Origin of the sequence: Hymenobacter sp. BT559 (assembly GCF_016427535.1) — a bacterium.
GTDB lineage: Bacteria > Bacteroidota > Bacteroidia > Cytophagales > Hymenobacteraceae > Hymenobacter.
The window spans coordinates 328,886-354,373 of the sequence record NZ_JAELXV010000001.1; the positions used below are offsets into that span (position 1 = coordinate 328,886).

21 protein-coding genes are annotated in these 25,488 nt (G+C 59.4%); 4 read left to right on the forward strand and 17 right to left on the reverse strand.

Features of this window, described 5'->3' with window-relative positions; all coding sequences use genetic code 11:
- Positions 1 to 142 precede the first annotated feature (142 nt).
- Positions 143 to 1,225, forward strand: a complete 1,083-nt coding sequence (locus JAO77_RS01435) for an NYN domain-containing protein (protein WP_198988493.1) — start codon at positions 143 to 145, stop codon at positions 1,223 to 1,225.
- A gap of 75 nt (positions 1,226 to 1,300) precedes the next feature.
- Here the strand turns inward: JAO77_RS01435 and JAO77_RS01440 are convergent, their stop codons facing one another.
- Positions 1,301 to 1,909 carry a hypothetical protein gene (locus JAO77_RS01440; RefSeq protein ID WP_198988494.1) on the reverse strand — a complete coding sequence of 203 codons (609 nt, stop codon included), beginning with the start codon at positions 1,907 to 1,909 and terminating at the stop codon, positions 1,301 to 1,303.
- A gap of 169 nt (positions 1,910 to 2,078) precedes the next feature.
- On the opposite strand from JAO77_RS01440, the gene thiL reads away from it, so the two are divergent.
- The gene (gene thiL, locus JAO77_RS01445; RefSeq protein WP_198988495.1) at positions 2,079 to 3,116 is read left to right on the forward strand and encodes a thiamine-phosphate kinase; all 1,038 of its coding nucleotides are present in this window, start codon (positions 2,079 to 2,081) and stop codon (positions 3,114 to 3,116) included.
- Between the two features lie 171 nt (positions 3,117 to 3,287).
- Here thiL and JAO77_RS01450 read toward each other — a convergent pair whose 3' ends face one another.
- The 14 genes from JAO77_RS01450 to JAO77_RS01515 form a co-directional block, all read right to left on the reverse strand.
- Positions 3,288 to 3,665, reverse strand: coding sequence for a hypothetical protein (locus JAO77_RS01450; protein ID WP_198988496.1), 378 nt, complete (start codon positions 3,663 to 3,665; stop codon positions 3,288 to 3,290).
- A 15-nt stretch (positions 3,666 to 3,680) separates the two neighbouring features.
- The gene (locus tag JAO77_RS01455) at positions 3,681 to 4,043 is read right to left on the reverse strand and encodes a hypothetical protein (RefSeq protein WP_198988497.1); all 363 of its coding nucleotides are present in this window, start codon (positions 4,041 to 4,043) and stop codon (positions 3,681 to 3,683) included.
- 16 nt (positions 4,044 to 4,059) lie between these two features.
- Positions 4,060 to 5,487 carry a 23S rRNA (uracil(1939)-C(5))-methyltransferase RlmD gene (rlmD, locus tag JAO77_RS01460; protein WP_198988498.1) on the reverse strand — a complete coding sequence of 476 codons (1,428 nt, stop codon included), beginning with the start codon at positions 5,485 to 5,487 and terminating at the stop codon, positions 4,060 to 4,062.
- 112 nt (positions 5,488 to 5,599) lie between these two features.
- A complete protein-coding gene (locus JAO77_RS01465; protein ID WP_198988499.1) occupies positions 5,600 to 6,982 on the reverse strand; it encodes an ABC transporter permease in 1,383 nt (460 codons plus the stop codon).
- Positions 6,983 to 7,174: 192 nt separating this feature from the next.
- Positions 7,175 to 8,593 carry an ABC transporter permease gene (locus tag JAO77_RS01470; RefSeq protein WP_198988500.1) on the reverse strand — a complete coding sequence of 473 codons (1,419 nt, stop codon included), beginning with the start codon at positions 8,591 to 8,593 and terminating at the stop codon, positions 7,175 to 7,177.
- A gap of 4 nt (positions 8,594 to 8,597) precedes the next feature.
- A complete protein-coding gene (locus tag JAO77_RS01475) occupies positions 8,598 to 9,305 on the reverse strand; it encodes an ABC transporter ATP-binding protein (protein ID WP_213019307.1) in 708 nt (235 codons plus the stop codon).
- A gap of 146 nt (positions 9,306 to 9,451) precedes the next feature.
- Positions 9,452 to 11,998, reverse strand: a complete 2,547-nt coding sequence (locus JAO77_RS01480) for a TonB-dependent receptor (RefSeq protein ID WP_198988501.1) — start codon at positions 11,996 to 11,998, stop codon at positions 9,452 to 9,454.
- A 314-nt stretch (positions 11,999 to 12,312) separates the two neighbouring features.
- The gene (locus tag JAO77_RS01485) at positions 12,313 to 13,797 is read right to left on the reverse strand and encodes an MBOAT family O-acyltransferase (RefSeq protein ID WP_235998175.1); all 1,485 of its coding nucleotides are present in this window, start codon (positions 13,795 to 13,797) and stop codon (positions 12,313 to 12,315) included.
- Positions 13,775 to 15,037 carry a GDSL-type esterase/lipase family protein gene (locus JAO77_RS01490; RefSeq protein ID WP_198988503.1) on the reverse strand — a complete coding sequence of 421 codons (1,263 nt, stop codon included), beginning with the start codon at positions 15,035 to 15,037 and terminating at the stop codon, positions 13,775 to 13,777. The genes JAO77_RS01485 and JAO77_RS01490 overlap by 23 nt, the downstream gene beginning before the upstream one ends.
- Positions 15,038 to 15,043: 6 nt before the next feature.
- Positions 15,044 to 16,552 carry an SGNH/GDSL hydrolase family protein gene (locus JAO77_RS01495; RefSeq protein ID WP_198988504.1) on the reverse strand — a complete coding sequence of 503 codons (1,509 nt, stop codon included), beginning with the start codon at positions 16,550 to 16,552 and terminating at the stop codon, positions 15,044 to 15,046.
- A 143-nt stretch (positions 16,553 to 16,695) separates the two neighbouring features.
- Positions 16,696 to 18,363 carry an L-glutamate gamma-semialdehyde dehydrogenase gene (gene pruA, locus JAO77_RS01500; protein WP_198988505.1) on the reverse strand — a complete coding sequence of 556 codons (1,668 nt, stop codon included), beginning with the start codon at positions 18,361 to 18,363 and terminating at the stop codon, positions 16,696 to 16,698.
- 138 nt (positions 18,364 to 18,501) lie between these two features.
- Positions 18,502 to 19,200 (reverse strand): YjjG family noncanonical pyrimidine nucleotidase, encoded by a 699-nt coding sequence (locus JAO77_RS01505; RefSeq protein WP_198988506.1) that lies wholly within the window; start codon positions 19,198 to 19,200, stop codon positions 18,502 to 18,504.
- A 39-nt stretch (positions 19,201 to 19,239) separates the two neighbouring features.
- Positions 19,240 to 19,557 (reverse strand): (2Fe-2S) ferredoxin domain-containing protein, encoded by a 318-nt coding sequence (locus JAO77_RS01510; protein WP_198988507.1) that lies wholly within the window; start codon positions 19,555 to 19,557, stop codon positions 19,240 to 19,242.
- Between the two features lie 71 nt (positions 19,558 to 19,628).
- Positions 19,629 to 20,018, reverse strand: coding sequence for an ArsR/SmtB family transcription factor (locus JAO77_RS01515; protein WP_144851342.1), 390 nt, complete (start codon positions 20,016 to 20,018; stop codon positions 19,629 to 19,631).
- 110 nt (positions 20,019 to 20,128) lie between these two features.
- On the opposite strand from JAO77_RS01515, the gene JAO77_RS01520 reads away from it, so the two are divergent.
- Both JAO77_RS01520 and JAO77_RS01525 read left to right on the forward strand, forming a co-directional pair.
- The gene (locus tag JAO77_RS01520; protein WP_198988508.1) at positions 20,129 to 20,803 is read left to right on the forward strand and encodes a carboxypeptidase-like regulatory domain-containing protein; all 675 of its coding nucleotides are present in this window, start codon (positions 20,129 to 20,131) and stop codon (positions 20,801 to 20,803) included.
- Between the two features lie 122 nt (positions 20,804 to 20,925).
- On the forward strand, positions 20,926 to 22,305 hold the full coding sequence (locus JAO77_RS01525; RefSeq protein ID WP_198988509.1) for an NAD(P)/FAD-dependent oxidoreductase: 1,380 nt from the start codon (positions 20,926 to 20,928) through the stop codon (positions 22,303 to 22,305).
- Positions 22,306 to 22,383: 78 nt separating this feature from the next.
- Here the strand turns inward: JAO77_RS01525 and JAO77_RS01530 are convergent, their stop codons facing one another.
- Complete coding sequence (locus JAO77_RS01530; protein ID WP_198988510.1) at positions 22,384 to 23,808, reverse strand: NADH-quinone oxidoreductase subunit N; 1,425 nt, start codon at positions 23,806 to 23,808, stop codon at positions 22,384 to 22,386.
- A gap of 125 nt (positions 23,809 to 23,933) precedes the next feature.
- Positions 23,934 to 25,409, reverse strand: coding sequence for a complex I subunit 4 family protein (locus JAO77_RS01535; RefSeq protein WP_198988511.1), 1,476 nt, complete (start codon positions 25,407 to 25,409; stop codon positions 23,934 to 23,936).
- Positions 25,410 to 25,488: the final 79 nt, after the last annotated feature.

The following is a 25,488-nucleotide window of genomic DNA, read 5'->3' on the forward strand; positions in this document are numbered from 1 at the left end:
ATAGGCTGGCTGGTGTTGGGGCGAGATAGCTGGGCGCTAATAGGCAAAATCCACGACCTTTGCTTCGTCGCTCTCTTACTACCTCTACCTGCTTTGCACTTGCGAGCAGCCCCCTTCTACTGTTCATTCTAAATCAGACTGCATGACTACTCCATTGGCTGTCTCGCCGGCGGCTACTTCTCCTTACGCCGCCGTTTTTATTGATTTTGAGAACGTTTACTACTTTCTCAAAAACCATTACCTAGACCCCCAGGACACCCACGACTACGCCCTCGACCTCGTGCGGGCACTGCGCGACACCCTCAAACGCGAGCAGGGCCTCGACTCGCTGGTGCTATACGCCTATGCCGACTTCGACAAGCTGCCCAGCGGCCCCCAGGGCCCGCTTTATCTGATGGGCGTAGACACCCGCAACGTGCTGGGCACCGACCACAAAAACGCGGCCGACATGCAGCTCTGCATCGATGCGCTCGAAGTGCTGTATACCCGGCCCGACATTGGCACGTTTGTACTGGTGGCAGGCGACCGCGACTACATTCCGGTGCTGCAGCACCTGCGCCGGCAGGCCCGTCAGGTGAAGGTGGTAGGCTTCCGCGAAAGCGTATCGGGCGATTTGCTACTGATGCTGGGCCAGGAGCACTACATTGATGCCCGCCAGCTGCTGCCAGCCGAGCGCTTGCAAGCCCTGGAAGACCACCGCGCCGCGCGCCTCAAGCAGGGCAGCGACCTGCGGCGCCTGCGCGAGCAGGGCCTGCCGGTGCGGTCGGCCGCCGCGCGCCAAGCCACCCGAGATGTCGCCACCCAGGCCGCAGCTGCCAATGAGGCGGCTCTGCCCGGCCCCGGCGACGAAAGTACCCAGCCTGACGCGCGCGCTGCCGGGGCGGCCCAAGAGCCGACGCCCGAGCCAGCCCCCACTTTCGCCTCCATCCAACGTATTACGCGCTCCGACGAGCGCCGTTGCCTCGAATTCCTGCTCGAGCAGGGGCAGCGCTACGTCGGCAACCTAGGTACGCCCGAAATCTGGGCCAGCCCCTTCTTGCGCCGCCTCACCGACGTGCTGCCCGAACTACCCGACTGGGAGCGCCGCCAGCTGCTCAGCCACCTGCGCGACGCCGGTGCCCTGCGCCTTGAAAAGCGCGAGGGCGAGCCGCACCCCTTTTCGGTCATCATCATTAACTACCAGCACCCCGACGTGCAGGAGCTGAACCCCAGCGAGGAAAAGTAATTAATGGTCAATGGTAAAGGGTTAGTTGTTAATGTTCAGCCATTAACAACTAACCCTTTACCATTGACCATTAATCTAGCGGCTTAGCTCGAACAGCGGGAGCGGGCGCAGGCGGGCGTACTGGTCGCCCATTTGGGCCAGCTCGGACTGGTGCAGGCGCAGGTAGTTATTGTAGGCTTTAGCGGCGGCATCGTAGTGGGCGCGGTAGCTTACCACGTTGGCATCGGCGAGCATGATGTGCTCGACGTAGTCGCGGATGCGGGCCGTGGGGGCATTGCCTTCGGGGGCGGCCAGCAGCACCAGTGGCTTCAGCACCGAGTCTTGGGCGGCGTCGTATTGGTCGATGGCTGCCGACGAGGCCATGCTCAGGCGGTCATAGCGCTGCGGCTTGAGGCGGCCCGCCTGCGCCGTGAGCGTGCGCACCTGGGCCGCATTGAGGCGCGGCTGCTTTTTGAGGTCTTGTAGCAGGCCGCGCACGTCGGCTAGCTTTTGGTCGTCGCTGCGCATCATGCGCTGCCAGTTACTATCGGCCGAGTCGCGCAAAATGTCGAACTGCGCCCGCACCTCAGCTGGCGAGGCGGGGTTCACGGCCGCCGCCGTATCGGTGGCAGTTTTGGCGGTGTCGGGCTTGCACATGGGCAGCACGGCGAGGGCAACTAAGCTGGCAACTAAAACGGCTTTCATAGCAAGTCAAACGAGAAAATCGGTAGGTTAATATCCCGCGGGGCTGCCAAATTACGACCTAGGGCGGCGGGAGGGCGCCCGTGCGCGAACTTTGTAGCCGCACCTCGCCCGGCGCCGTTGCCCTAAGCTACCTGCGAACTACCTGGCTCGCGCCACCGTTCTTCTTTCTATGTCCGATTTAACGCCCCTTTCCCAACTCGGCGAGTTTGGCCTCATCCGCCGCTTGCAGCGCGATATTACCCTTACGCAGCCCAGCACCGTCCTTGGCATCGGCGACGATGCGGCTATCCTGGCCCCGCCCGCCGGGCAGGAAGTCGTGGTCACGACCGATTTGCTGGTCGAAGGCGTGCACTTCGACCTCTCTTTCTCGCCGCTCAAGCACCTAGGCTTCAAGGCGGTGGCCGTCAACGTTTCCGACGTGGCCGCCATGCTAGCCACGCCTACCCAAATCGTAGTGGGCCTGAGTTTACCCAGCCGCTTCACGGTAGAGGCCGTGGAGGAATTGTACGCCGGCATGCGCCTGGCCTGCGAGGCCTACGGCGTCGACCTAGTGGGCGGCGACACCACAGGCAGCCGCGGCGGCCTGGTTATTAGTATCACTGCCCTAGGTCAGGTAGAGGCCGGCAAAGCTGTGCGCCGCTCGGGTGGCAAGCCCACCGATATCCTATGCGTAACTGGCGACCTAGGCGGCGCCTACCTAGGGCTGCAAGTGCTGGAACGCGAAAAGCAAGCCTTCCTGGCTGACCCCGAAACGCAGCCCGAGCTTGAAAACTACAACTACGTAGTGCAGCGCCAGCTCAAGCCCGAGGCGCGCCTCGACATCGTGCACGAGCTGCGCGAGCTGGGTGTGCAGCCCACCGCCATGCTCGACATCAGCGATGGACTGGCTTCCGAGGTGCTGCACATGTGCGCGGCTAGTGGCACCGGCGCCCGCGTCTTCAGCGAGTACCTGCCGATGGCCAATCCCAGCCTCGAAGCCGCGGCAGAGTTCAACCTCGACCCCATTACCTGTGCCCTCAACGGCGGCGAGGACTACGAGCTGCTTTTCACTATTCCGGTGCAGGACCACGCCAAGATTAAAAACCACCCCGATATCACCGTTATCGGCCACCTCACAGAGAGAAGCGATGCGGTGAACCTTATCACGAAGGGTGGCCAGGCCGTGCCGCTGCAGGCGCAGGGCTTCAATCATTTCACCGCAGATTAAAACGGATTTTTAAGATTTAACGGATACGCCCGCTGCGCGGGCTGACTACTCGGGCGCAGGGTAGCCTTCGGCCAACCATCAAAGAGTCGGCGAAGCCGCTCCTGCGCCTGAGTAGTCAGCCCGCGCAGCGGGCGTATCCGTTAAATCTTAAAAATCCGTTTTAATCTGCGATTAGTCTTCTGGGTAGGGGATGTACACGAAATTCGTGAACTCCTCATCTACTACCAGCAGGCAGCAAAACTCGTCGGGGTTCTTCCAGGTGCCGGTGAAATCTTCGATTTTCTCGGGGTCCACGATGCCTTGCTGGGCCAGGATTTCGAGGTAGCTGGCGAAGATGTGCCATTGCAGGCCCTCTACCTCGTCGGCGTTAATGAGCAAGCTGCCGAGCTGCACCGCCTGCCGGGCAAAGATGAACACCGGATACTTCGAGATCCCGCGCTTGCGAATCTGGTACGAGGCTTCCTTAAGCGTGTCGGATACGGTGGCAAAATCCTTGGTAATCGTACCTAGGTACTTGCCGTTTAGCTCGGGGTCGTTGAAGTAGTCCATGTTGTGTAAGGAAGTTTACCACCCAATAATGATAACTGTTTGGCCTTCTGTGAACTGATTCACAAAAAAGGTGTCAAAATCAGCTTTGTGCTTCGCATCGATATAAGTCAACATGTGTGCAACTTGGGTTTGCTTAGTTAAGCATACATCATTAGTGAAATCTGTGTAGAAAGCAGATATCACTCCCTTTCGTTGGTATGCAAGCTCGGTGTAGAAGTATACTTCAGCATCAAACTCTTCATTAGAAAAGACGAAATGTTTTTTGCAGACGTAGCTCTGGAAAAGAGGAAATAACTCAGGTGATTCTTCTACAAAAAGGTGACTGTTTTCGTCCACTTCATGAGGAGTAATCCTGACTAGGCTAATATCGAGTCCCATTTTCCGAATAAAAAGCCTATTTCAACTCCAGCAGTACCACGTTCTCCACGTGGTGGGTGTGGGGGAACATATCCACCGGCTGCACGCGGGTTACTTTGTACACCTCGTCGAGCAGCTCTAGGTCGCGGGCTTGGGTGGCGGGGTTGCAGCTGATGTAGACGACCCTAGGGGCGCGCAGCTCCACGAGGCGCTTCACCACGTCTTCGTGCATGCCAGCGCGGGGCGGGTCGGTGATGATGACGTCGGGGTGGCCGTGGTGGCTGGTGAAAGCCTCGGTGAGCATATCCTTCATGTCGCCGGCGAAGAACTCCGTGTTAGTCACATCATTAATTTCCGAGTTCACGCGGGCATCGAGCACGGCCTGCTCCACGTACTCTACGCCGACCACGCGCTTGGCTTGGCGAGCCACGAAATTGGCGATGGTGCCGGCGCCGGTGTAGAGGTCATACACGAGGTCGGTAGGCTTGATTTCGGCAAACTCGCGGGCCACCTTGTAGAGGTTGTAGGCGCCGGCAGAGTTAGTCTGGTAAAACGACTTGGGGCCGATGCGGAAGCGCAGGCCTTCCATCTCCTCCTCGATGTAGGGCTTGCCCTTGTAGCACACCACCTCTAGGTCGTGGAAGGTCTCGTTGCCCTTGTCGTTGAGCACGTAGTTGAGCGAGGTAATTTGCGGAAACTTCGCGTACACCGCATCCAGCAGCGGCTCGATGGCCTGGTGCTGGCGGTAGCATTGCAAAATCACCATAATCTCGCCGGTGCTCTCGGCGGTGCGGATGATAAGGTTGCGCAGCAGCCCGGTCTGCTTGATGATGTTGCCGAAGCGCAGCATGTTCTCCCGCGCATAGTCGCGGATGAAGAGCCGGATTTCGTTGCTCGGCTCGGGCTGCAAGTGGCAGTGCTCCACGTCGATAATCTTATCGAAGCGGCCCGGCGTGTGGAAGCCCAGCACCCGGCGGTCGTACTGCGCGGTTTCGTCCTTAATCTGCTCCTCCGTCAGCCAGCCCATGAAGCTGAACGTGTATTCGAGCTTATTGCGGTAGTAGGTGCGCTCGGGCGAGGGCATGATGCGGCGCACTTCGGGTATCTCCACCTTACCGATGCGCTGCAAGGTGTCTACCACCTGTTGGTGCTTGTAGTTGAGCTGCGCGTCGTAGGTCATGTGCTGCCACTTGCAGCCGCCGCAGGTGCCAAAATGCTGGCAAAAGGGCGTGGTGCGCAGCTCCGAATACTTGTGGTACTTGGTGGGCGTGGCCTCCATAAAGCGCTTGTGGGCCTTGCTGATGCGCAAGTCCACCACATCACCGGGGGCTACTTGGTTGACGAATACGACGAGGTTATTGATGCGAACCAGGCATTTGCCTTCGGCCACCATGTCTTGAATTTCGACGTTGAGGAGGGCTTCGGGCGGGATAGAATTGGCGAGCTTGGTGGCTTTGCTAGGCATAAACTTTTTGCGGTAAGGGGCGCAAAGTTACGATGCTGTTCTGGCGCGTGCCCCCCGGCCCCCTCTCCCGCAGGGGAGGGGGCCGGGGGTGGGAGTCTCGTGGAGTTACACGTTAGCGCGACTGCACCGCCCGGCCGCGCAATAGGGCCAACCCTAACGCGTACACCGCTGCCGTGCTCAGTAGTAGCTGCCCTAGGCCTGCCCAGGCCGCGCTGGTATCGCTGGGGCTAGTGAAGGAGTGGGTGGGCAGCCGGGCATATTCGGCGTGGGTGAAGGGGACTTTCTTAAATAAGAAGGGGTAGTAAAACGCCCGTAGCGCGTCGTGGTAGCGGGTAGCGCTCTGCTGGAAGGCCATGTGAGCGGGCAGGTCGGTGCCGGCCAGGGCGTTGAAGCTGAGCTGCGCGCTGAGCGCCGGTGACAGCCACGCCAGCCGCTGGGCTAGGGCGTGGCGCTGGGCCTGGCCCTGGGCGTAGGCCCGGGCCAGCGGCGCGGCTGACTGGTCGCCTAGGTACTGAAAGGCATAATACCAGCGCCACACGAAGCGCTCGCGGATGGTGGCTGTGTCGCGGTACTGCGGGTACTGGGCAAAAAAGCGCCGCATGGTTTCGGCCTTAGGCTGGTCCCAGCCGCCGTGGATAGCCTCCCGCTGCTGCATAGTAAGCGCCAAGCCCTGCGGTACCGGCCGCGCGGCGGCCACGTATACACTCAAGAGGCTGGGCACCAGGACTACCAGCGTAAGCCACGCCCCAAGAAGCGCCACTGCATTGAAAGACGAGTTGCGCTGCCAGGCCGTGACCAGCAGCACCACCCCAAACCAAAACAGGCAGTACAGCCCACCTAGGGCCAGCCACAGGCCCACGCGGCCATCGAGCGGCACCCGCGCCCAAGCCAGCCCTACGGCCGACAGCAGCACCCCCAGCCCCAGCACCACCGCCAGCCGAAAGGCCAGCTTAGCCACTACCAACTGCGTGGCGCTCACTGGCTGGGCCAGCAGCAGCGGCAAAATACCCTGCTCGCGCTCGCTCGATAGTAAGTTGAACCCTAGGGCGATAATGAGCAGCGGAAACAAGTACACCAGCACAAAGGCAAGGTCGAAGTTGCCACTGAGCGCCTTGGTAGGGTTAACATTCTCGGAGGCATAGAGCTGGCCTTGTAGACCCAGTAGGCGCAACTTGAGGTAGTAGGGGTTCACGTCGCGCTGGCCCAGGGCCAGGCCGGCCCAGGCGGTGGGGTGGTGCAAGGCGTAGTTCTGGTGGTAGTAGCCGACTTCGCCCGCATCGGCGGGACCGGGAAACTTGGCTTGCAACTCAGCTACCTGATGGCGCCCTAGGTCGGGCAACTCGGCTAGGTGCTGGCGCTGCCGGGCCACCTCGGCTGTGCCGTAGTAGATGCCGTAGAGGCCAGCCGCCAGCAGTAGCCCCGTAAGCAACAGTAGGCCCCGCGAGGCTTTGAAGTGCAGGTATTCGTAGTAGAAAAGCAGGCGGAATAGGCGCATAGGAGCGAGTAAGAGCGTAGCAGGTCAGCCTAGCGAGTAGGGATTTTGAGCAAAAGCCAAAAACGGCTGTCATGCAGAGCGCAGCGAAGCATCTCGCGTGCTGACGTCTGCGAACATTGAAGATTACTGCAGCACGCGAGATGCTTCGCTGCGCTCTGCATGACAGAATGGAATACAATTCTTTAAAAAGAGCTACCCTGTCGTGCTCCGGTCTACTAACCGCATCCCCAACCAGCTCAGGGCTAGCGCCCAGGCCAGCAGGGCTAGCGTGGGCAAGGCCAACTGCGGCAGCGCCCAACCCAGCGGCGGGGCTTGGTAAGTAAAAACTGGGATGGCCCGCCAAGTAGCTGCGTCGAGGCGGCGCTCTTTATCGCCGTAGCCCATGCTGGCTTGCAGGCCATTGAGGTGCTGCACGAGCTGGTAGCGGTAGGCTTCGGCCGCTTGCTGAAAGTGCACGTAGTGCGCAAAATCGGACCCGGCCAAGCCCATCGACAGCGGCCGGATGGCTTGGTAGGGGTTGAGCAGGCTGGCCCAGGTGGAGAGAGCATTCTGGCGCTCGTAGGTGCGGGTGAGGTCGGCGAAATGCTGTTGGTATACCCGGCTCGAATAGGCTTCGCCCTCGGCCATGGTTACGCCGGCTACGCTCATGGGCAGGTCTTTTTCGTCGCTGACGCTATACTTTTTGAATAAGGCCGCCTTGAGGGCTGCCGCTCGCTTATCCTGCGGGTCGTGGCCGTTGATGCCGTGTTGAGCCTCCTCGTGCACGGCGGCATCGAGCTGGGCTTTGGTGATGGCCGGGAAGAGGCCCGCGCCTAGGTTAGCGGTGGCTTTGGGCAGAATGAGGCAGCCCAGCATCCAGCAGCCCAGCAGCGTCACCAGCGCCGCCCGCGACTGGCTGGCCCGCGCCGACACCACCACCGCGCCCACAATAATCACGAAGAAATAAACCACGTAGCCCAGCCCAAATAAGGCTAGCCGTGCCCAGCGGTCGGGACTGCCAGCCGTAGCTTCACTACTGAAAAGCAGCGCACTGGCTAGCCCTAGGGCGGGCACCACTACCAGCGCCGCCGCCAGGCCGTAGCCGTCTATTTTGCCCCAGGCCACCTGCCGGAGCGTAATGCCCTGGCTCAGCAGCAGGCGCAGCGTGCCCGCCTCGCGCTCCTCGGTAAAAGCCCCGAAGCACAGAAAAATGAGCAGCAGCGGCACCAGCGTTTGCAGCACAAAGGCCACCGACAGCTCGCCAAAGCGGATGAGCGAACCAGCCTGCTGGGCCGGGCTGAAATTGACGCTGTTTTGCTGATGCGCCTCTAGGTACACCACCGCCCCAGTAAACGAATCGAGCCCGCTATCCAAAAAGCTGAGTGCTGCCCGGGGCCGGAAGGCAAACGTGCCGTAGTGTGCCACCCGGTGCGGGTGCCGCCCCGGCTGGTGGTGAAACTGCTCATTCACCGTCTCTTGCGCCAGGGCGCGCTCGGCCTGCAAGGTGGCGTAGCCGCGCCGGCCCACTAGCGTAGCGGCCAGCAGCAGGGCCAGCATCAGCAGGCTCAGTACCGCAAAGCGGCGGTCGCGTAGGGTGCTGAGAAATTCTTTGTGGGCAATGCTTCTAACCATGGGCTTACTGCATGTGCGTGAGGTAGAGTTGCTCTAGCTCGTTGGCATTGAGGGCGGCGGTGGGGCGCACGTCTACCAGCTCGCCCTCGCGCATGATGCCCACGCGGGTGCCCACCTCCTTAGCCCGAAAAATGTCGTGCGTAGCCATAAACACAGCCGTGCCCTGGCCACTGAGCTGTTGTAGTAGCTCCGAAAACTCGTTGCTGGCCTTTGGGTCGAGGCCCGAGGTGGGCTCGTCGAGCAGGAGCACCTGCGCTCGCTTGGCCACGGCGCTGGCGATGCCCACCTTCTGGCGCATGCCCTTCGAGTAGGTGCCCACGCGCCGGCTGGCCGCTTCGGGCGGCAGCCCGGCCTGGGCTAGGTAGTCACGCAACTCATTCTCTGAGTACTTAAACCCCGCCAAGCTGCTCAGCAAAGCCAGGTTTTCGAGCCCCGTGAGGTGGGGGTACAGCAGCACGTTTTCGGGAATGTAGGCCAGGTGTTTTTTTATGTCGAGCGGATGGCGGGCTACCTCCAGCCCGTTGATATACGCCGCCCCTGCCGTAGGCGCGATAAAGCCTAGGAAGAGGTTGATAGTCGTAGACTTACCAGCGCCATTCTGCCCCAGCAGACAAAATACTTCGCCGGGCGCGAGCTGAAGATTCAGGCTTTTGAGCGCCAGCTTGCCAGGGTATTCCTTGCGCAGGTCGCGGGCTTCGAGGATGGGAGGCATAATTGTAAATAGTAGAAGCAGGGGCATTACCCCACCCCCGGCCCCTCCCCTCCGGGAGAGGGGAGCCTGACGACTGCGTTCGCTTATGTCTGCTTGCGGTCGGCACCCCTCTCCCGGAGGGGAGGGGCCGGGGGTGGGGTAATGCGCTAAAACGAGTACCCCAGCGTAGCCATGTAGTTGCGCGGTGCGCCGGGGCTGGCGCGGAAGTAATCGTAGCCGCCCACGAAGTAGTACTTGTCGAACAGGTTGTTCAGGTTGACGTGGAAGTTGAAGCGGTTGACGGTGTAGAACAGGGCCACGTCGGCCACGGCGTAGCCGGGCCAGTAGGCCCATTCATCTGGGCCGCCATTGAGGGGTGTTACCTGATTTTCGAAGCGGCGGCGGGCCACGAAATTGCCGCCCACGGCTAGGCCCAGGCCGCGTAGGCTAGGCGTAAGGAAGGTGTACTTAGCCCACAGGCCACCCGAGTTTTGGGGAGCATTGGCCAGGGGCATACCTTTTTCGGCGGCTAGGTCGGCCTCGGTTACCTCGGTATGGTTGAAGGCGTAATTGGCGTTCAGGCTGAAATTAGGCAGAATGTTGCCCGTCAGCTCCACTTCCACGCCGCGCGAGCGGGCCTGGTTTTGGCGGTAGATGGCCGCCCCCGTGGCGGAGAGCGAGCCGGTATTCACGAGCTGGTTGCGGCGCTCAATCTGGTAAGCGGCCAGGGTGGCAAACAGCATCTTGTTGAAAAACTCGCCTTTCAGGCCGGTTTCGAACTGGTAGCTGGTTTCTGGGCTGAAGGGCTCGTTGCGCCCGTAGCGCTCGGGAAAGCGTAGAAGTTCGGGCCGCAGTGGCCGGAAGCCGGCGCTATAGCTGGCGAAGTAGTTGAGGTTTTCGCGCAGGGCGTAGGTGAGGCCGGCCCTAGGTAGGAATTTGGTTTGCGGGATGCTGGTCGAGCCATCGCCGTAGTCGCGCTCGTCGGCAAACAGCTCGTAGCGTGCACCTAGCAGCACCCCTAGGCGGGGCGTCACCTCTATCTGGTCCTGCACATACAGGCCCGTGGTGTGATAAATAGAGTTGATGTAATCAATGAAAAACTGCGGCGTAGAGCGGCGGATATAAGTGCTTGGGTCGCGGATTTCGTAGCTCGGGCTGTTGAGGTCAAGTTGCAACGGTACCATGCGCTGCGTGATGGTAGTGCCCACAACGGTAGTTGCAATGCGTTGCCGCGCCTCAAACATGGCGCTTTCTTTGTCGGTGTTGAAGCGGATGTAGTCGGCCCCCGCCACCAGCTTGTGGTTGATGGAGCCCGTAGCGCGATTGGCCACAAAATAGCCCGACAGGTTCTTGGTATACTCTTCGGCGCGGCGGTCGAAGTAGCGCAGGTTCATAATCGAATTGCGCGGCTTGGTGGGGTCTGAGTTGTCGTAGCTGTTGAGGGTGCGGTGCTCGCTCAGGGCTTCGTTGTACGTGAAGTCCAGATAAGAAGCATTGAACGACAGCCAGTTGTTGAATTTATGATTCAACGAGGCATTAAAGTAGTACGTGGTTGTGCGCAGGTAGTCGCTGGGTTGACTCAGCGTGAAGGAGCGCGGCACGCCGTACAGGTCGTTGCTCTTGATGGGCAGGCCGCGGTCGAGGTAGCCGTCCACGTGCGTGTACACCAACTCGGCGTTGAGGGTGGTTTTGTCGGTCACCAAAAACGTCACTGTGGGCGCTAGCATCAGCGACTTCGAGTCGTTAACGTCGCGAAAGGAGTTGGTTTTCTCGTATCCCGCGTTGAAGCGGTAGAGCACGTTTTGCTTGTCGTTGAGCGGCCCCGTGAAGTCGGCCGTGGCGCGCATAGTGTTGAAGCTGCCCGTCGAAAACGTGAGCGCCTGGCGCGCGTCGGCTAGCGGCTTCTTGGTCACCATGTTGATGGTGCCGCCGGGGTTAATGTCACCAAACAGCGCCGCGCCCGGCCCTTTCAGCACCTCCACACGCTCCAGGTTCACGGTCAGCGGGGCTTGCACGAAGGCGTTGCCGAAGCTGAAGCCCGAGCGCAGCCCATTCAGCAGCCGGAAGCCGCTCTCGTAGCCGTTGCGAAAGCCGCGAATGGTAAAATCATCGTAGTGAGAGTATTGGGCAACGCCCGCCACGTTCTTCACCACATCGGTGAGGCGGTAGGCCTGGCGGTCGTCCATCAGTTCCTTGGTCACGGTCGAGATGGATTGCGGCACGTCGATGAGGTCGGTGGCCGTGCGCGTACCTACAAAGCTGTAGTCGCTCTTGTAGGTCGTTTCCTTTCGCCCCAGCACCTCCACTTCCTGAATGGCATTGGTGCTGGCGGCCAGCCGAAAATCAGCCACCGCGTTGGGTATTTCGGCGCTCAGTAGCACCGTGCGGCGCGCTTCTTGGTGCCCTAGGCTGCGCGTGATGAGCGTGTAGGAGCCCAGCGGTAGCTTATCGAGCGTGAAGCGCCCCTGCGCATCGGTCAGCGTAGCAAACTGCCCAGTTTGCTCCACCACCGAAATGCCTTCCAGCGCCTGCCCACTCGTTCCCACCACATGGCCCGTAATGGTACCTAGGGTTTGGGCAGAAGCCGTAACTGCCAGCAGAAGCAGCAGCCCTAGAAGGCTCGCCACTCGCGTCATGCCCGCCGCAGCGGGTAGCCTTACGCAACATAGTATATCAGCCGCAGTAGAGCGATTGATAATATTGAAAAGCTTCATTTAAGAATTAAAAAGAGCTATTTGACCTTTATGAAGGACAAATGTAGCGCTTTTTTATTCTTTATTGAAACTATGTTGCAAGTGAAAAATAGTATCGTAACGCTACTACTTCCTTCGCAGAAGGCATCACCCAAGGTTTTGCACTCCAAACTAAGTTTGCTAGTTAAACCACCCACCAGCCCCTCTCAACAGCCAAGCCGCCGCAAAAAGCAAAGCCCTTCGCCAAGCAATCGACAAAGGGCCTCACAAGAGTAGTCAGCCCGGCGCAGCCGGGCGTATCCGTTAAATCTCAAAAATCCGTTCGAATCTGCGGTCTAGAATTGAAAGTAGATGAACGGCTGAATCTCGGCCGACTTCACCTGAATCACCAGCCAGATAACTGCCGTCACGACCACGGCCTGCGTTATCACCGAGCGGCGGCCCATTGCTCCTTCGAGGCTAAACGTGAAGCCATCGGGAATGAAGTGTAGCAGGTAACCTAGGGCCACCAGCGCAAACACAGCGCGGAAGCTGGCCACTACTTGGGGTAGCAAATCGGGCCGCAGGTTGTGGGTGATTTGGTGGATAACCTGGGTCGCGATGTCGAAGGAGCCGGCCCGAAAGAATATCCAGCAGAAGCACACGAAGTGGAAGGTGATAACCCAGCCCAGCAGCTTGACAAGCCAATTATCGCCGGGCTTGAAAATCTGCTTAAACAGCTTATCCACCGCCAGCGCCACGCCGTGCAGCGCGCCCCACAGTACAAAGGTGAGCGACGCACCGTGCCACAGCCCACCCAAGAGCATGGTTAAAAACAGGTTGAGATACTGCCGAAAAACGCCCTTGCGGTTGCCACCCAGCGGGATATAGAGGTAGTCGCGCAGCCAGCTGGACAGAGAAATATGCCAGCGCCGCCAAAACTCGGTGATGCTGGTGCTTTGGTAAGGTGATAAGAAGTTTGGTGGTAACTTATAACCTAGGAGCAACGCAATGCCGATGGCAATGTCGGAGTAGCCTGAGAAGTCGCAGTAAATCTGCAGCGCGTAGCCGTACACGCCGAGCAGGTTTTCGATGCCGCTGTAGCGGGTGGGCATGTCGAAAATGCGGTCGACATAGTTGAGGCTGATGTAGTCGGAGATGATGGCTTTCTTGAACAGGCCCGCCGCGATGAGTACCACCGCCCGGCCCATGTCCTCACGCGAGAGGAAGGGCGGCTTGGGAATTTGAGGAATAAAATCGGAGGCCCGCACGATGGGGCCGGCCACGAGCTGCGGGAAGAAGGATACAAAAAACGCGAAGTCCCAGATGTTGCGTAGCGGCTTTATCTGGTTGCGGTACACATCGAGGGTGTAGCTCAAAGTCTGGAAGGTGTAGAACGAGATGCCCACCGGCAGCAGCACATGCAGCACCGGTACTGGCTGACCGGTGAGGGCCTGGTAGCCGCTGAGGAAGAAGTTGGTGTACTTGAAGTAAAACAACATCCCTAAGTTGACTATCAGGCTGAGCGTGAGCAGCAGCTTGCGCTTGGTTGGGCTGGGCGAGTCGGCTATCCAGAGCGCAAAGTTGTACTCGACGATGGTCGAGAAAACCAGCAGCAAGAAATACCAGCCGCTCGACTTGTAGTAGAAAAACAGCGAAAAAGCCGTGACGTAGAGCAGCCGCGCTCGGTGGTGCCCGCGTAGCAATTGGTAGATACCTAGGAACCCTAGGAAGAGCAGTAAAAAGAACCCCGTGTTGAATATCATCGGGCTCTTGGGGCTGTAGGCAAACTGGCCCAGCAGCCGGTCGAGGTCGATGTTATCGAGTAGGGAACGCAGCAAATCCATCCTGAAGCGCGAGGTAAAGTAGTAGGCCCTGCAGGTCGTAGCCCGAGCGGGTAAAGTGAATTAAATCGGCCTGCGCCAGTCCGGCGGTGCGCCACTGGGCCATGCTGCCGTAGCCGCCCTGCACAGCGGCAAAATCCCAGTATGCCAGGTCGTGGGCCTGTGCATAGGTGCGCAAAATGCCCGACACCCGCGCAAACTCAGGATTGCGGTAGCGGCGGGCGCGGTACGAGTCGGCGGGGGCTACCAGCAGCACTTCGGCCTTAGGAGAGCGCCGGCGCAGGCTGCGTACCAGCGTATCGAGCTGCGCCGTGAAGCGCTCGGGCGTGTACTTGGGGTAATACACGTCGTTGGTACCCAGGGAAATAATAAATAAGTCGGGCTGCAGCAGCGGCAGCTGGGCCAAGAACTGCGGCGTGCGGTTGTACTGGTGCACCTGCGCCCCGTTGATGCCGATGGCGTGGTAGAGTACGCCGGGCTGGCCATTTTCCAGCACCAGGCCATAGAGCACGCCGCTGGTTTGGGCGGCGGTGCGGCGGGTGGTGCGCAGCGTCACGAGGGTGCGCAGCGAGTCGAGGGGCAGCGTATCGGCTACGCTGCGGCCTGCGCCGGGCACGGTACCTAGGAGCTTGCGCTGCGGCGTGAGCACTTGCCAGTCGAAGGCCGCTGGGCCGGGCTGGCGCAGCAGCGTCAGCGAATTGAACTGATACGCCGGCCAATACCGAATGGGAATACGCAACGTGAAAGCCGCGCCCGAGTCGGCCGTGGCGAGCGAAATGCCACTTATGCCTACTGGTAGCGTGCTATCGGGCTGCGCGGCCAGCACGCGCTTCGAGCGCCAAGCACCACGGACAGAGGTGGTGCGGTATGTGCGCGAGCCGTTGGTGCGCGCCACTTCGTATGGAAAGACAAGCCCGCGGCCGGCGTTGCCGTAGGTGCGTTGCAACTCGTGCCGCACGCGGTCGGAGTAGTCGTCGGCCTGGATGTGCGAGTCGCCTAGGTGCACCACGCTCACGCGGCTGCCGGGCAGCGCCGCGGGCAGCTGGCGCGCTTGCCGTAGCCGCTGGTAAAAACGCTGGAGGCCGATGGTCGCGTTCTCGATATGGTTGGCCGAGGTGCGCAGGAAGGGGTGGGCCCGCTGCAAGCTGTCGAGCTGGCCGCGGGGCGCCTGCTGCGCGTGCGTCGCGCCGCCAGCCAGCAGCCAGCCCAGCAAGAGCAGGGTAGAAAGCAAGCGCATGCGTGGTTACTGAATAGCCGCCGAGTCGGGGGCGTGGGGTTCGGCCGCGGGCGGGCCGCTGCTATCGGCGCGAGCGGCGGGCTTGGCGGCAGGGGTAGAAGTAGGGTGGGCGTACTGCTGCATCAGGAAGTTGAAGAGCAAGCCCGCGATTTTGTGCGCGCCCCTAGCATTGACGTGCGTGTAGTCTTTGTTGGCCAGCGCGGGCGATTCTTCCACCCAACTCACCATTGAGTTCTCGCCGCCCATAGCCTCGAATAAATTCCAGAACGCGGCGTGGTTGCGCTGGGCCAGTTGCTGCTGCGCGGCCAGTAGGCGCGGCACGCTAGGGTCGGTTTGAAACTCGCCGTCGATGCGCGAGCTTTTGTCGCTCATGCCCACGATGAGAATACTGGCATTGGGGAAGGCACGCTGCATACGGTCGACCACGCGGGTCATGGCGCGGGCGTACCACTTGTAGTTGGGGTAGCTGGCCGAGGCCACGTTTACGCCGTAGTGCAAAATGATAAGGCGATAGTCGAGTTCCTTGCCAAACGCGGCCAACTCCTTAAATGGTATGCGCGTGAGCGACATGCCACTATTGCCCCGAAACGAAAAATTATCGAGCACCACCCCCCTAGGGCTCTCAAAGCTGATGCCGTACACCGGGCGCGGGCGGTGGGTGGCAAAGGCCAGGCGCATGGAGCGGGCCGGCACGCCGGGCTTCAGCAGCATGGCATTCAAGGCCCCCGTGCCCGCTAGCGCGTGGGGCACCTCGTGGCCGTTGGTGGTTACCAGTACTTCGTCGCGGGCCGAGCCGGGACCGTAAAATAGCCGCGCCTGCTCGAAGCGCCGCACCGCCGCAAACGGCCCGCCACTCTTGAATTCGGCCCAACTGGCCCCGGCCGCGGGGCTGCCGGTGCTATCAACCTGGCCCAGCGCACGCGGCAAAAACACGTGCCCCGAGATACCTAGGGGGTATTCAGCGGGCAGCTTGGGCGTTATGAGATTATACTCCTGCCAGTCGTCGGAAAACGACTGTCGGATAGTGCCCCGAAAGTCTGCCGTAATAGAATTTATTGGTACGTAGCCCACGCCCGTGCCGCCAAACTCAGTTTGAAGGCTGTTGCGCAGGTCGCCGGTAATGAGGTCGCCCTCAATCATGGAATCGCCGAAGTACGCGATGCGCACCGGGCTGCCGTCGGCCTTGGTTTGGCGCAGCGCGGCCAGGAAGCTGTCGAGGCCACCTAAGTTGGGCACACTGGGCGATTTGGTCTTGGCCGCTACCTCGGCCGAGTCGGGCGGAGCCGTAGCGGCTACTGTGTCGGCGGGGGTAGGGGTGGCCGGGCCGTTGGGCGGCGGCGCATCGAGGCGGGCTACCGCCGCGGGGTCTTTGCGCAAGATGTCGGCCAGCAGGCGCACTGGGCGCAACTCCACGCCGCCCACCGTCAAGCCCGGTTTTAAGAGAGAAAGTAGACCTAGGAGGCCTACCGTGAGCAAAACCAGCAGAAACGGATTTTGCGAACGCGAAGAATTCATACCTAGCAGTAGCAGGTGCAAAGGTACGGTGTTGGGGCAGCCGCGTTGAGGTTATTTTTCGTTTTTCCTTCAGTTTTGGCTCAGAAAAACACAAAAAAGGAGCGACCGTTTCCAGTCGCTCCTAAGTTGGCTAGCCGTTCAGCTTAAAAACCTCCCTTGTCGAGGTTCAAATCCTCTTTGGGCGCGGCGCCCATAAACGGGTAGGGGTAGTCCGTAGGCGGGTTAAAGGTTTCCTTGATGGCGCGGGGCGACACCCAACGCTGCAGGTTAAGGGCCGAGCCGGCCTTGTCATTAGTGCCCGAGGCGCGGGCGCCGCCGAAGGGCTGCTGGCCCACCACAGCCCCGGTGGGCTTGTCGTTGATGTAGAAGTTGCCGGCCGCGTTCACCAGGCGCTTGGTGGCCAGGTCGATGGCGTAGCGGTCTTGCGAGAAGATGGCGCCGGTGAGGGCGTAGGGCGAAGTCGAGTCCACAAGGTCGAGGGTAGCCTCAAACTCGTTTTCGTCATACACATACACCGTCACGACGGGGCCAAACAGCTCGTCGCACATGGTCACGTACTTGGGCGTTTTGGCCAGAATTACGGTCGGCTCCACGAAGTAGCCTTTCGACTTGTCGTAGTTGCCGCCGGCCACGATTTCGGCGTCCGCATCTTGCTTGGCGCCGTCGATGTAGCGGGCCAGCTTGTCAAAGCTCGCTTCGGTAATTACGGCGTTCACGAAGTTGGTAAAGTCTTCGACGTCACCCATTTTGATGCTCGCCAAATCCTGCTTCACGTAGCCCAGAATCTCATCAGCCAGGTTCGAGGGCAGGTACACCCGCGAAGCTGCCGAGCACTTCTGGCCCTGGTACTCAAATGCGCCGCGCGTGATGCCCGTGGCCACGGCCTTCGCGTGGGCCGAGGGATGTGCCACGATAAAGTCTTTGCCGCCGGTTTCGCCCACGATGCGGGGGTAGGACTTGTAGTTGGGCAGGTTCTGGCCGATTTCCTGCCAGATGGTTTGGAAAACCTTGGTCGAGCCCGTGAAGTGGATGCCCGCAAAGTCGCGGTGCTTGAAAATCACATCGCCGGCCACCGGGCCGTCCACATAAATGAGGTTGATAACGCCCGCCGGTACGCCTGCCTCTTCGAAAAGCTCCATCAGCACCTGCGCCGAGTAGATTTGCGGGTAAGCTGGTTTCCAGACTACTACGTTGCCCATCATGGCCACCGAGGCGGGCAGGTTGGCCGCAATGGAGGTGAAGTTGAACGGCGTGAGCGCAAACACGAAGCCTTCGAGCGGGCGGTGCTCCAAGCGGTTCCACATACCGGGCGCCGACTCGGGCTGCTGCCGGTAGATTTCCTGCATGAAGTGCACGTTGAAGCGGAAAAAGTCAATCAGCTCGCAAGCCGCGTCAATCTCGGCCTGAAACGCATTCTTGCTCTGGCCCAACATGGTAGCCGCGTTGATACGCGCCCGGTAGGGGCCGGCCAGTAGGTCGGCGGCCTTCAGGAAAATAGCGGCGCGCTCTTCCCAGGGCAGGTTGGCCCAGGCCGAGCGGGCAGCCAGGGCCGCGTCGATGGCTTGGGTCACGTGGGCAGCATCGCCCTCGTGGAAGTGACCTAGGGTGTGCTGGTGGTCGTGCGGCGGGTGCAGGCTAATGGTGCGACCTGTGCGCACTTCCTTGCCCCCAATGTGCATCGGAATATCGCGCTCTAGCTGCTTGATGCGCTTGAGTTCTTTCACCAGTTCGAGGCGCTCGGGCGAGCCGGGGGCATACCCCTTCACGGGCTCGTTGAGGGGCTTGGGGACTTGAAAAAAGGCGTTTGCCATAGGTAGAAAGGGGAATTAAACGACGCTCGTCAGGTAGACCGCAGCGAAGCCTCTCGCGAGGGGTAGTAAAATCAATCGTCAGCAACGGCGCGAGCGAGAGGCTTCGCTACGCTCTGCATAACGAATGGAAATGAACAATTACAAAAAGCTGCGCAGCTCATCTAAGCTGGCAATTTCATAGGTGATTTGGGCAAAATGCCGCCGCCGCTCGGGGTTGAAGTACACTTGGTCGATGCCCGCGTTGTAGGCACCCAGCACGTCACACTCTAGGTTGTCGCCTATCATCAGGCTCTCGGCGGCGGTAGCGCCGGCCTTTTCCAGCGCATGAGCAAACATGCGCGGGTCGGGCTTGAGGCAGCCGCTGGCCTCGGAGGTGATAACCTCCTGGAAGTAGTCGGTCATTTTCGACGAAGTGAGCTTGATGCGTTGCACTTCCTCAAAGCCGTTGGTGATGAGGTGCAGCACGTAGCCCTTGGCGCGCAGGTAGCTGAGCACTTCGTGCGTGTGCGGAAAAACGGCTGATTTATAAGGTAATATATCCGTGAACCGCGCCGAAATATCCACCGGAATATCTTCCTCGGCTACGCCCAGCTTGGTGAGCGTGCGCAGAAAGCGGGTTTCGCGCAGCTGCTTCTGCGTCACTTTGTTGGCTTGATACAGCCGCCACAGAGCATGGTTGACCTCGCTGTAGCGGCTGTTGAACTGCTCAAACGAAAACGTGCCGTGGCGCCCTAGGTCGTAGTCGAGGTAAAGCTGCTGCAGGGTCTCGTGGGCATTGGTTTCAAAGTCCCACAGCGTGTGGTCGAGGTCGAAGAATAGATGGCGATACTGCTTCATAAGGAGGCAACTGTGCTAGCGCTAACGGTGAACTTTGGGCTACTTATCCAGCAGCAAGTCATTTAAAAGCTGGCCTTTGCCCAGGTGCTCGTGCACCAAGCGCTCGGCGTCTTTGGGCCGTACGTTGCCGTAAAAAATACCTTCAGGATACACTACAACGGCCGCACCAGGGCCCTTTTTGCAGTGCTTGCACAAATCGAGGCAATTGCAGGTCTGCACGCGGTTATGCGCTTTATGCCCGTTCGCCACAAAGGTCTTGAGGCCTTGCTGCTTAAGCTCCTTTTTGATAGCTTTGGCCACATCGTCGCCAACTTCGGACTTCTGATTATTGCAAACAAAAATGTGATGGTCAATCATATACGTCTAGTCAAGAATAAGCTAAATAGCTGCTGATACCTTATGGCGCGTTCGAGCACCTCGCGGCCACCCTAGGACTCGGGCAGCCAGCGGCGGTTCTGTATTTTGTACGCGGCCAGCTCGCGGTTGCTCCACAGGGTTTGGTACACTTGTTGGTCGCGCAGCAATTGCGGGTCGCGCTCCATGTAGCCAAGCAACTGCTGAAGCAGCTCGATTGTCTCTTCTTTTAAAAAATAAAACATCCAGTTATCAAGCCGGCGGAAACCAACCAGGCCAGCATTCTTCAAATACGTGAGTTGGCGCGAAGTTTTGGTTTGGGTGAAATCGAGCACCTGCTCTAGGTCACCGACCACCATCTCCTGGTTGCGCCACAGCAAATGCAGGATGCGCACGCGGCTCTCGTCGCCCAAGGCCTTGAAAAGTTGTTGCCCAAATGCAACGGAGAAATGTTTTATGCGCATCTGCCGTTGGGAAGCCGACGCCCGGCTGCTTTAGAAGCCCAAAAGTACGGCGGCCGCGCCGGGCAGCTTCGTATCTTTGTTTTAGTTGAGTTAAGACCCACCTTACTTTTGTGAATAGTCGTCGTTTCTTAGTGATGCTGAGCCTAGTAGTGCTCACTGGCCTGCTGGCTGCCCCGCGGGCCTGGGCCCAGGGCAAGCGCCAGATAGTGCAGTTTACGGGCATTATCGCGAGCGGCGACAGCCTGCTGGGCGTGGGTGGCGCTTCGGTGTACGTGCCCAAGGCCGGCCGCGGTACCACCTCTAATGCCTACGGCTACTTCTCGATGGCCGTGCTGGCTGGTGATAGCATCGTAGTGCGCTCGCTGGGCTATCGCAACCAAACCATTGTAATTCCGGCTGACTATCAGCGCCAAAGCTTTTCGGTTATCATTTCGCTCAAGGAAGATGCCACCGTGCTGCCCGAGGTGCGGGTATTCCCTTACACCACCGAGCAGGCATTCAAGCGCGCCTTCCTGGCCATGAAGCCGGCCGATGAGCGCGGCTCGGCCGCAGCCGAAAACCTCAACGAGGACCTGATGCGGAAGATTTTCAACTCGCAGCCCATGGGCGCCACGGCCAACTACCGTCAAACCATGTCGCAGCAGCAGTACAATTTCGACCGCCGCATGGGCACTGCGCCGAACCTACAAAGCAATAACCCCTTGCTGAACCCCTTTAGCTGGCTGCAATTGATAAAGCAGGTCAAAAACGGCGACTTCAAGCGTAAATCGGGTGACGATTATTAAGCGGTAAAAAAGCCTTTGTTAGTCAAGGTATTACTTGTTGAGTTAATGTAAATTTCACAACAAAGGCTAGCATTTTTCGGTAAAGTAGAGGTGGCAGTCAATTGCCACCTTTTGCTTTTTTTATGGATACGAATCTTCCGGTTTCGGCGCAGCCGCGCGTAGTGATAGTGGGGTGCGGCTTCGGCGGGCTGCGGCTGGCAAAGGAGCTGGCCGATGCACCCGTGCAAGTGGTAGTGGTAGACCGCAACAACTACCACAATTTTCAGCCGCTGCTATACCAAGTAGCAACGGGTGCCTTGGAGGCCGACAGCATAGCTTACCCAGTGCGCAAAATTTTTGCGGGGCAGAAGAATTTCTTCTTCCGCATGGCCGATGTAAAGGGGGTTGACTCGACCGCTAACACGCTGCAAACCAGTATTGGCGATATTAAGTACGATTATCTGGTAGTGGCTACTGGCTCGCTCACCAACTTCTTTGGTATCGAAAGTATCGAGAAGAATGCGATGCAGATAAAGAGCATTCCAAACGCGCTAAACCTGCGGAGCTACATTTTTCAGAACTTTGAGCAGGCGCTGCTCGCTACTGACCCCGAGCAGAAACAATCGCTGCTCAACATTGTGGTAGTAGGCGGCGGCCCAACGGGCGTCGAAATTAGCGGCTCGCTGGCCGAGATGCGCAACCACGTGCTGCCTAAAGACTACCCCGAACTGGACCTGAAGAAGATGCAGATTTTCTTGGTCGAAGCCGGGCCCGCGCTCCTAGGTCCTATGTCGAAGGCCTCACAGGCCGATGCCAAGCGCTATCTCGACGAGCTGGGTGTGAAGGTGCTGTTGAATACGGGCATCAAGCGGTATGAAGAAGGCAAGGCCTATTACTCGGAGACCGAGTACATTCCGACCGAAAATATGGTGTGGGCCGCCGGGGTAAACGGGGCCGCCCTGCCCGGCCTGGCTGAGCCCTCCGTGACGCGTAATAAGCGTATTACGGTGAACCAGTGGAACCTCGTAGAAGGTGAAACGAACATCTTCGCCATTGGCGACGTGGCCAATATGGTGACCGAGGAGATGCCCCGCGGCCTACCCATGCTGGCGCCCGTGGCGCAGCAACAAGCTGCTCACTTAGCCAAGAACTTTAAGCGCATTTTGCGCAACGAAGCGCCGCAAGACTTTAAGTACTTCGATAAAGGCGTGATGGCCATCGTGAGCCGTAACAAAGCCGTGGTGGACATTAAGAACATTCACTTCAAAGGCTTCCTAGGGTGGCTGTCGTGGCTGTTTATCCACCTTATTCTGCTAGTGGGCTTCCGCAACCGCGTGGTGGCACTGGTTGACTGGGCCTTTAGCTACGTCAGCTCGGGTCAGGCTCTGCGCTTGATTATCAGACCTTTCAACAAGCGTGACGTGAAGGACGACAAGGGTAAACGGGCGGCTGAACACGCTGCCGCTACGCCTGAGTACAACCCTACGCCTTCGGCCGTGCAGCAAGCTGCCCCAACGGTGTAGCACCCGAGCTAGCTTATCGCACACAAAAAAAGCCACCCGCATAAGGTGGCTTTTTTTGTGGTGGCTAAAGGCGAGCGTTTACAGCAAGCCGCTCAAGAAGCCGGGTAGAATACCCAGAATCAACGTGAGGGCAGCAAGCACTACAAGCGTTATTGATTGAAAGCCGTCGACTACAATGGGAGTCTGCGGGACGCCGGGCTCGGCGGGGCGCAAGTACATGGCAATAACGGGCCGTAGGTAGTAGTAGATACCCACCATGCTCATTACTACAGCGAAAACTACCAGCCAGATATTAATAGGTGCCACGGCCATGAAGATGAAAAACTTACCGAAAAAGCCCCCGGTGAGTGGAATGCCACCGAGCGACAGCATGGCTACCGTGAGCACGAAAGCTAGCAATGGATTAGTGCGGCCCAGGCCAGCGAGGCCGGCGTAGTCTTCGCGCTGGCGCTGGTCGGCCACGAGCTTGAGCACACCAAAAGCGGCTACTGTAGCCACCGAGTAGGCGAGGCTGTAGAAGAAAATGCCTTGGGCAGCCGGGCCGCTGAGCTTACCTTGGCCTGCTACCAGACCTAGGAGTAGGTAGCCAGCGTGCGACACGCTGGAGTAAGCCAGCATACGCTTGGCGCTGGTTTGCACTGCCGCGCCGATGTTGCCGAGCAGCAGCGTGAGCACGCACATGGCTGCAATAGTAGGCAGCCACACCGTGCTGGCGGCGGGTAGCGCCACTACCAGTAGCTTGAGGAAGGCGGCGAAACCGGCCGTTTTCACGACCGTGCTCATGAAGGCAGTAAAGAAAGTGGGCGTGCCTTCGTACACGTCGGGGGTCCAGAAGTGGAAGGGGGCGGCCGATACCTTAAAACCGATGCCGATTACCATCATCAGCACCCCGACGTAAAGCATGGGCTGCAAGGTTTGGTTGGCGGGGGCAGCCACTGCGGTGGCCAGGTCCGAGAGTTGGAACGTACCGGTAGCGCCGTAGAGCAGGGCCATGCCGAAGAGCAGAATGCCCGTAGCAAAGGCGCCTTGCAGGAAATACTTGAGGGCTGCTTCGTTGGAGCGCACATTGCGCTTGTCGGAGCCAGCCAGGCAGTACATGCTGATACTCAATATTTCAATGCCCACAAAGAGCATGATGAGGTGGTTGTAGCTCACCATCATGATGGCGCCTACTAGCGAGAATAGCAGCAGGGAGTAGTATTCGGCAAGGTTGGGCTCGCCGGCGGCTACGTAAGAGTTCGAGAAGGGTAACAGCAGCAGCGCCGTGAGCAGCACGATGCCGCTAAACGCCACCGAGTAATTGTCCACCGTCAGCATCTGGCTGATGTAGGGCGAGTCGAAGAGACCCGAGATGCTGCCGGCGTGGTTCCAGTCGAGCAGGTTGAGGCCAAAAACGAGGGCGAGCACCACCAGTACAAAAGGCATCAGCGCCCGGTTGGAGCGCAGGAAGCCTAGGAACAGGTTGACGATGCCGAAGACGGAGAGGAGAACTAATGGGAGCATAGAAATACGCCTGTCATGCTGAGCTTGCGAAGCATCTTATCACGCCCGCGCTCAATAAGCAACTAGTTGAAGTGACAAAAACAGCCTTGATAAGATGTTGCCTTCGCCAGCATGACACTATTGAATTAGTAGCGGCCGACTACGGTGAGAATCTGGCTGGTAACGGGCTCAGACAAGTGCAGGAACGTGCCTGGGAACAGGCCCAGCCAAAACACTAGCACGATGAGCGGCACGAACATCAGCAACTCGGTGCCGCTGAGGTCGGTGATGGTATCGGAGTACGCCGACTCGGGCCCGAGCATGGCGCGCTGGTACATGCGCAGCAAGTACACGGCCGAGAAGATGATGGTGAGGCCAGCTACGGCACCGGCCCATGCATTGAACTCGTACACACCCTCTAGCAGCAGAAACTCGCCCACAAAGCCACCCGTGAGCGGTAGGGCTACGGTGCTGAGCAACATTACCAAAAAGCAGACGCTGAGCAGGGGCGTGCGGCGGGTGAGGCCACCTAGGTCGGCCAGCGAGCGGGTGCCAGTGCGACGCTCGATGGCATCGGCTACCAAGAACATGCCGACTACGTTGACCCCGTGGGCCAGCATCTGCACCACGGCGCCTTGCAGGCCAATAGCCTTGAGCGAGAACACGCCGGCAATCATCAGGCCTACGTGCGAGAGCGACGAGTAGGCAATGAGCTTCTTCATATCATCCTGGCGGATGGCGATGATGGCGCCGTAGACGATACCGATGATAGCGAGTACCTCCACTAACTGCTGCCACTGGCTTACGCCGAGCGGCACCACGGGCAGCAGCCAACGCAGGCAGCCGTAGATACCCATCTTGAGCATGATGCCCGAAAGCAGCATGGTAGCCGGGGCCGGCGACTCGGTATATGTATCGGGCTGCCAGGTGTGGAAGGGGAAAATGGGCATTTTCACGGCGAAGGCGGCGAAGATGAGCCAGAACAGCCACGCCTGGGTCGAGGCGCCGAGCTTCAGGTTGTAGAACGCCTGCAAGTCGGAGGAGTGCGCGGCCAGCGAGCCAGCGGCAGGGCCCGTCTGCATATATAGATACACAAAGCCGGCCAGCATAAATAGCGAGCCGATGATGGTGTATAAGAAGAACTTAAACGTAATCTGAATGCGGCGCTCGTGGCGGCTCCAGGCACCAGCCAGGAAGTAAATCGGAATCAGGGCCACTTCCCAGAAGAAGTAGAACACAAACGCATCTAAAGCCGTGAACACGCCGAGCAGGCCCGTTTGCATGAACAGCACCAGCGCGTAGAAGGCGCCAGGGTTCTCGTATTCTTCGTGGCGGAAGGCGGTGAGCAAAATAATAGGTACCAGCACCGTGGTGAGCAGTACGAGGCACAAGCTCAAGCCGTCGATACCTAGGTGGAAGGTGATGCCCGCCGACGGAATCCAGTTCAGGTTGAAGTCGAGGCTCGCGGGCCCGCTGCGGGCGTAGGTAATGGCCGCGAACACGGCAACTGCGAACTCTAGAAGGGCGGCCCCTAGGGCCAGCGCACGGGCCGCAGCGCCTTTGGCAAAGTGTAGCAGCAGGGCGGCGGCGAGCGGGAAGAAGACGAGGAAAGCTGTCAGCATTTAGCGAAAGCGCAGTGCGCGCGGCCGGAAGTCCGGGCGTGAGGGCTGCGAATTAGCTGCAAACTTACACCAAGGCGCG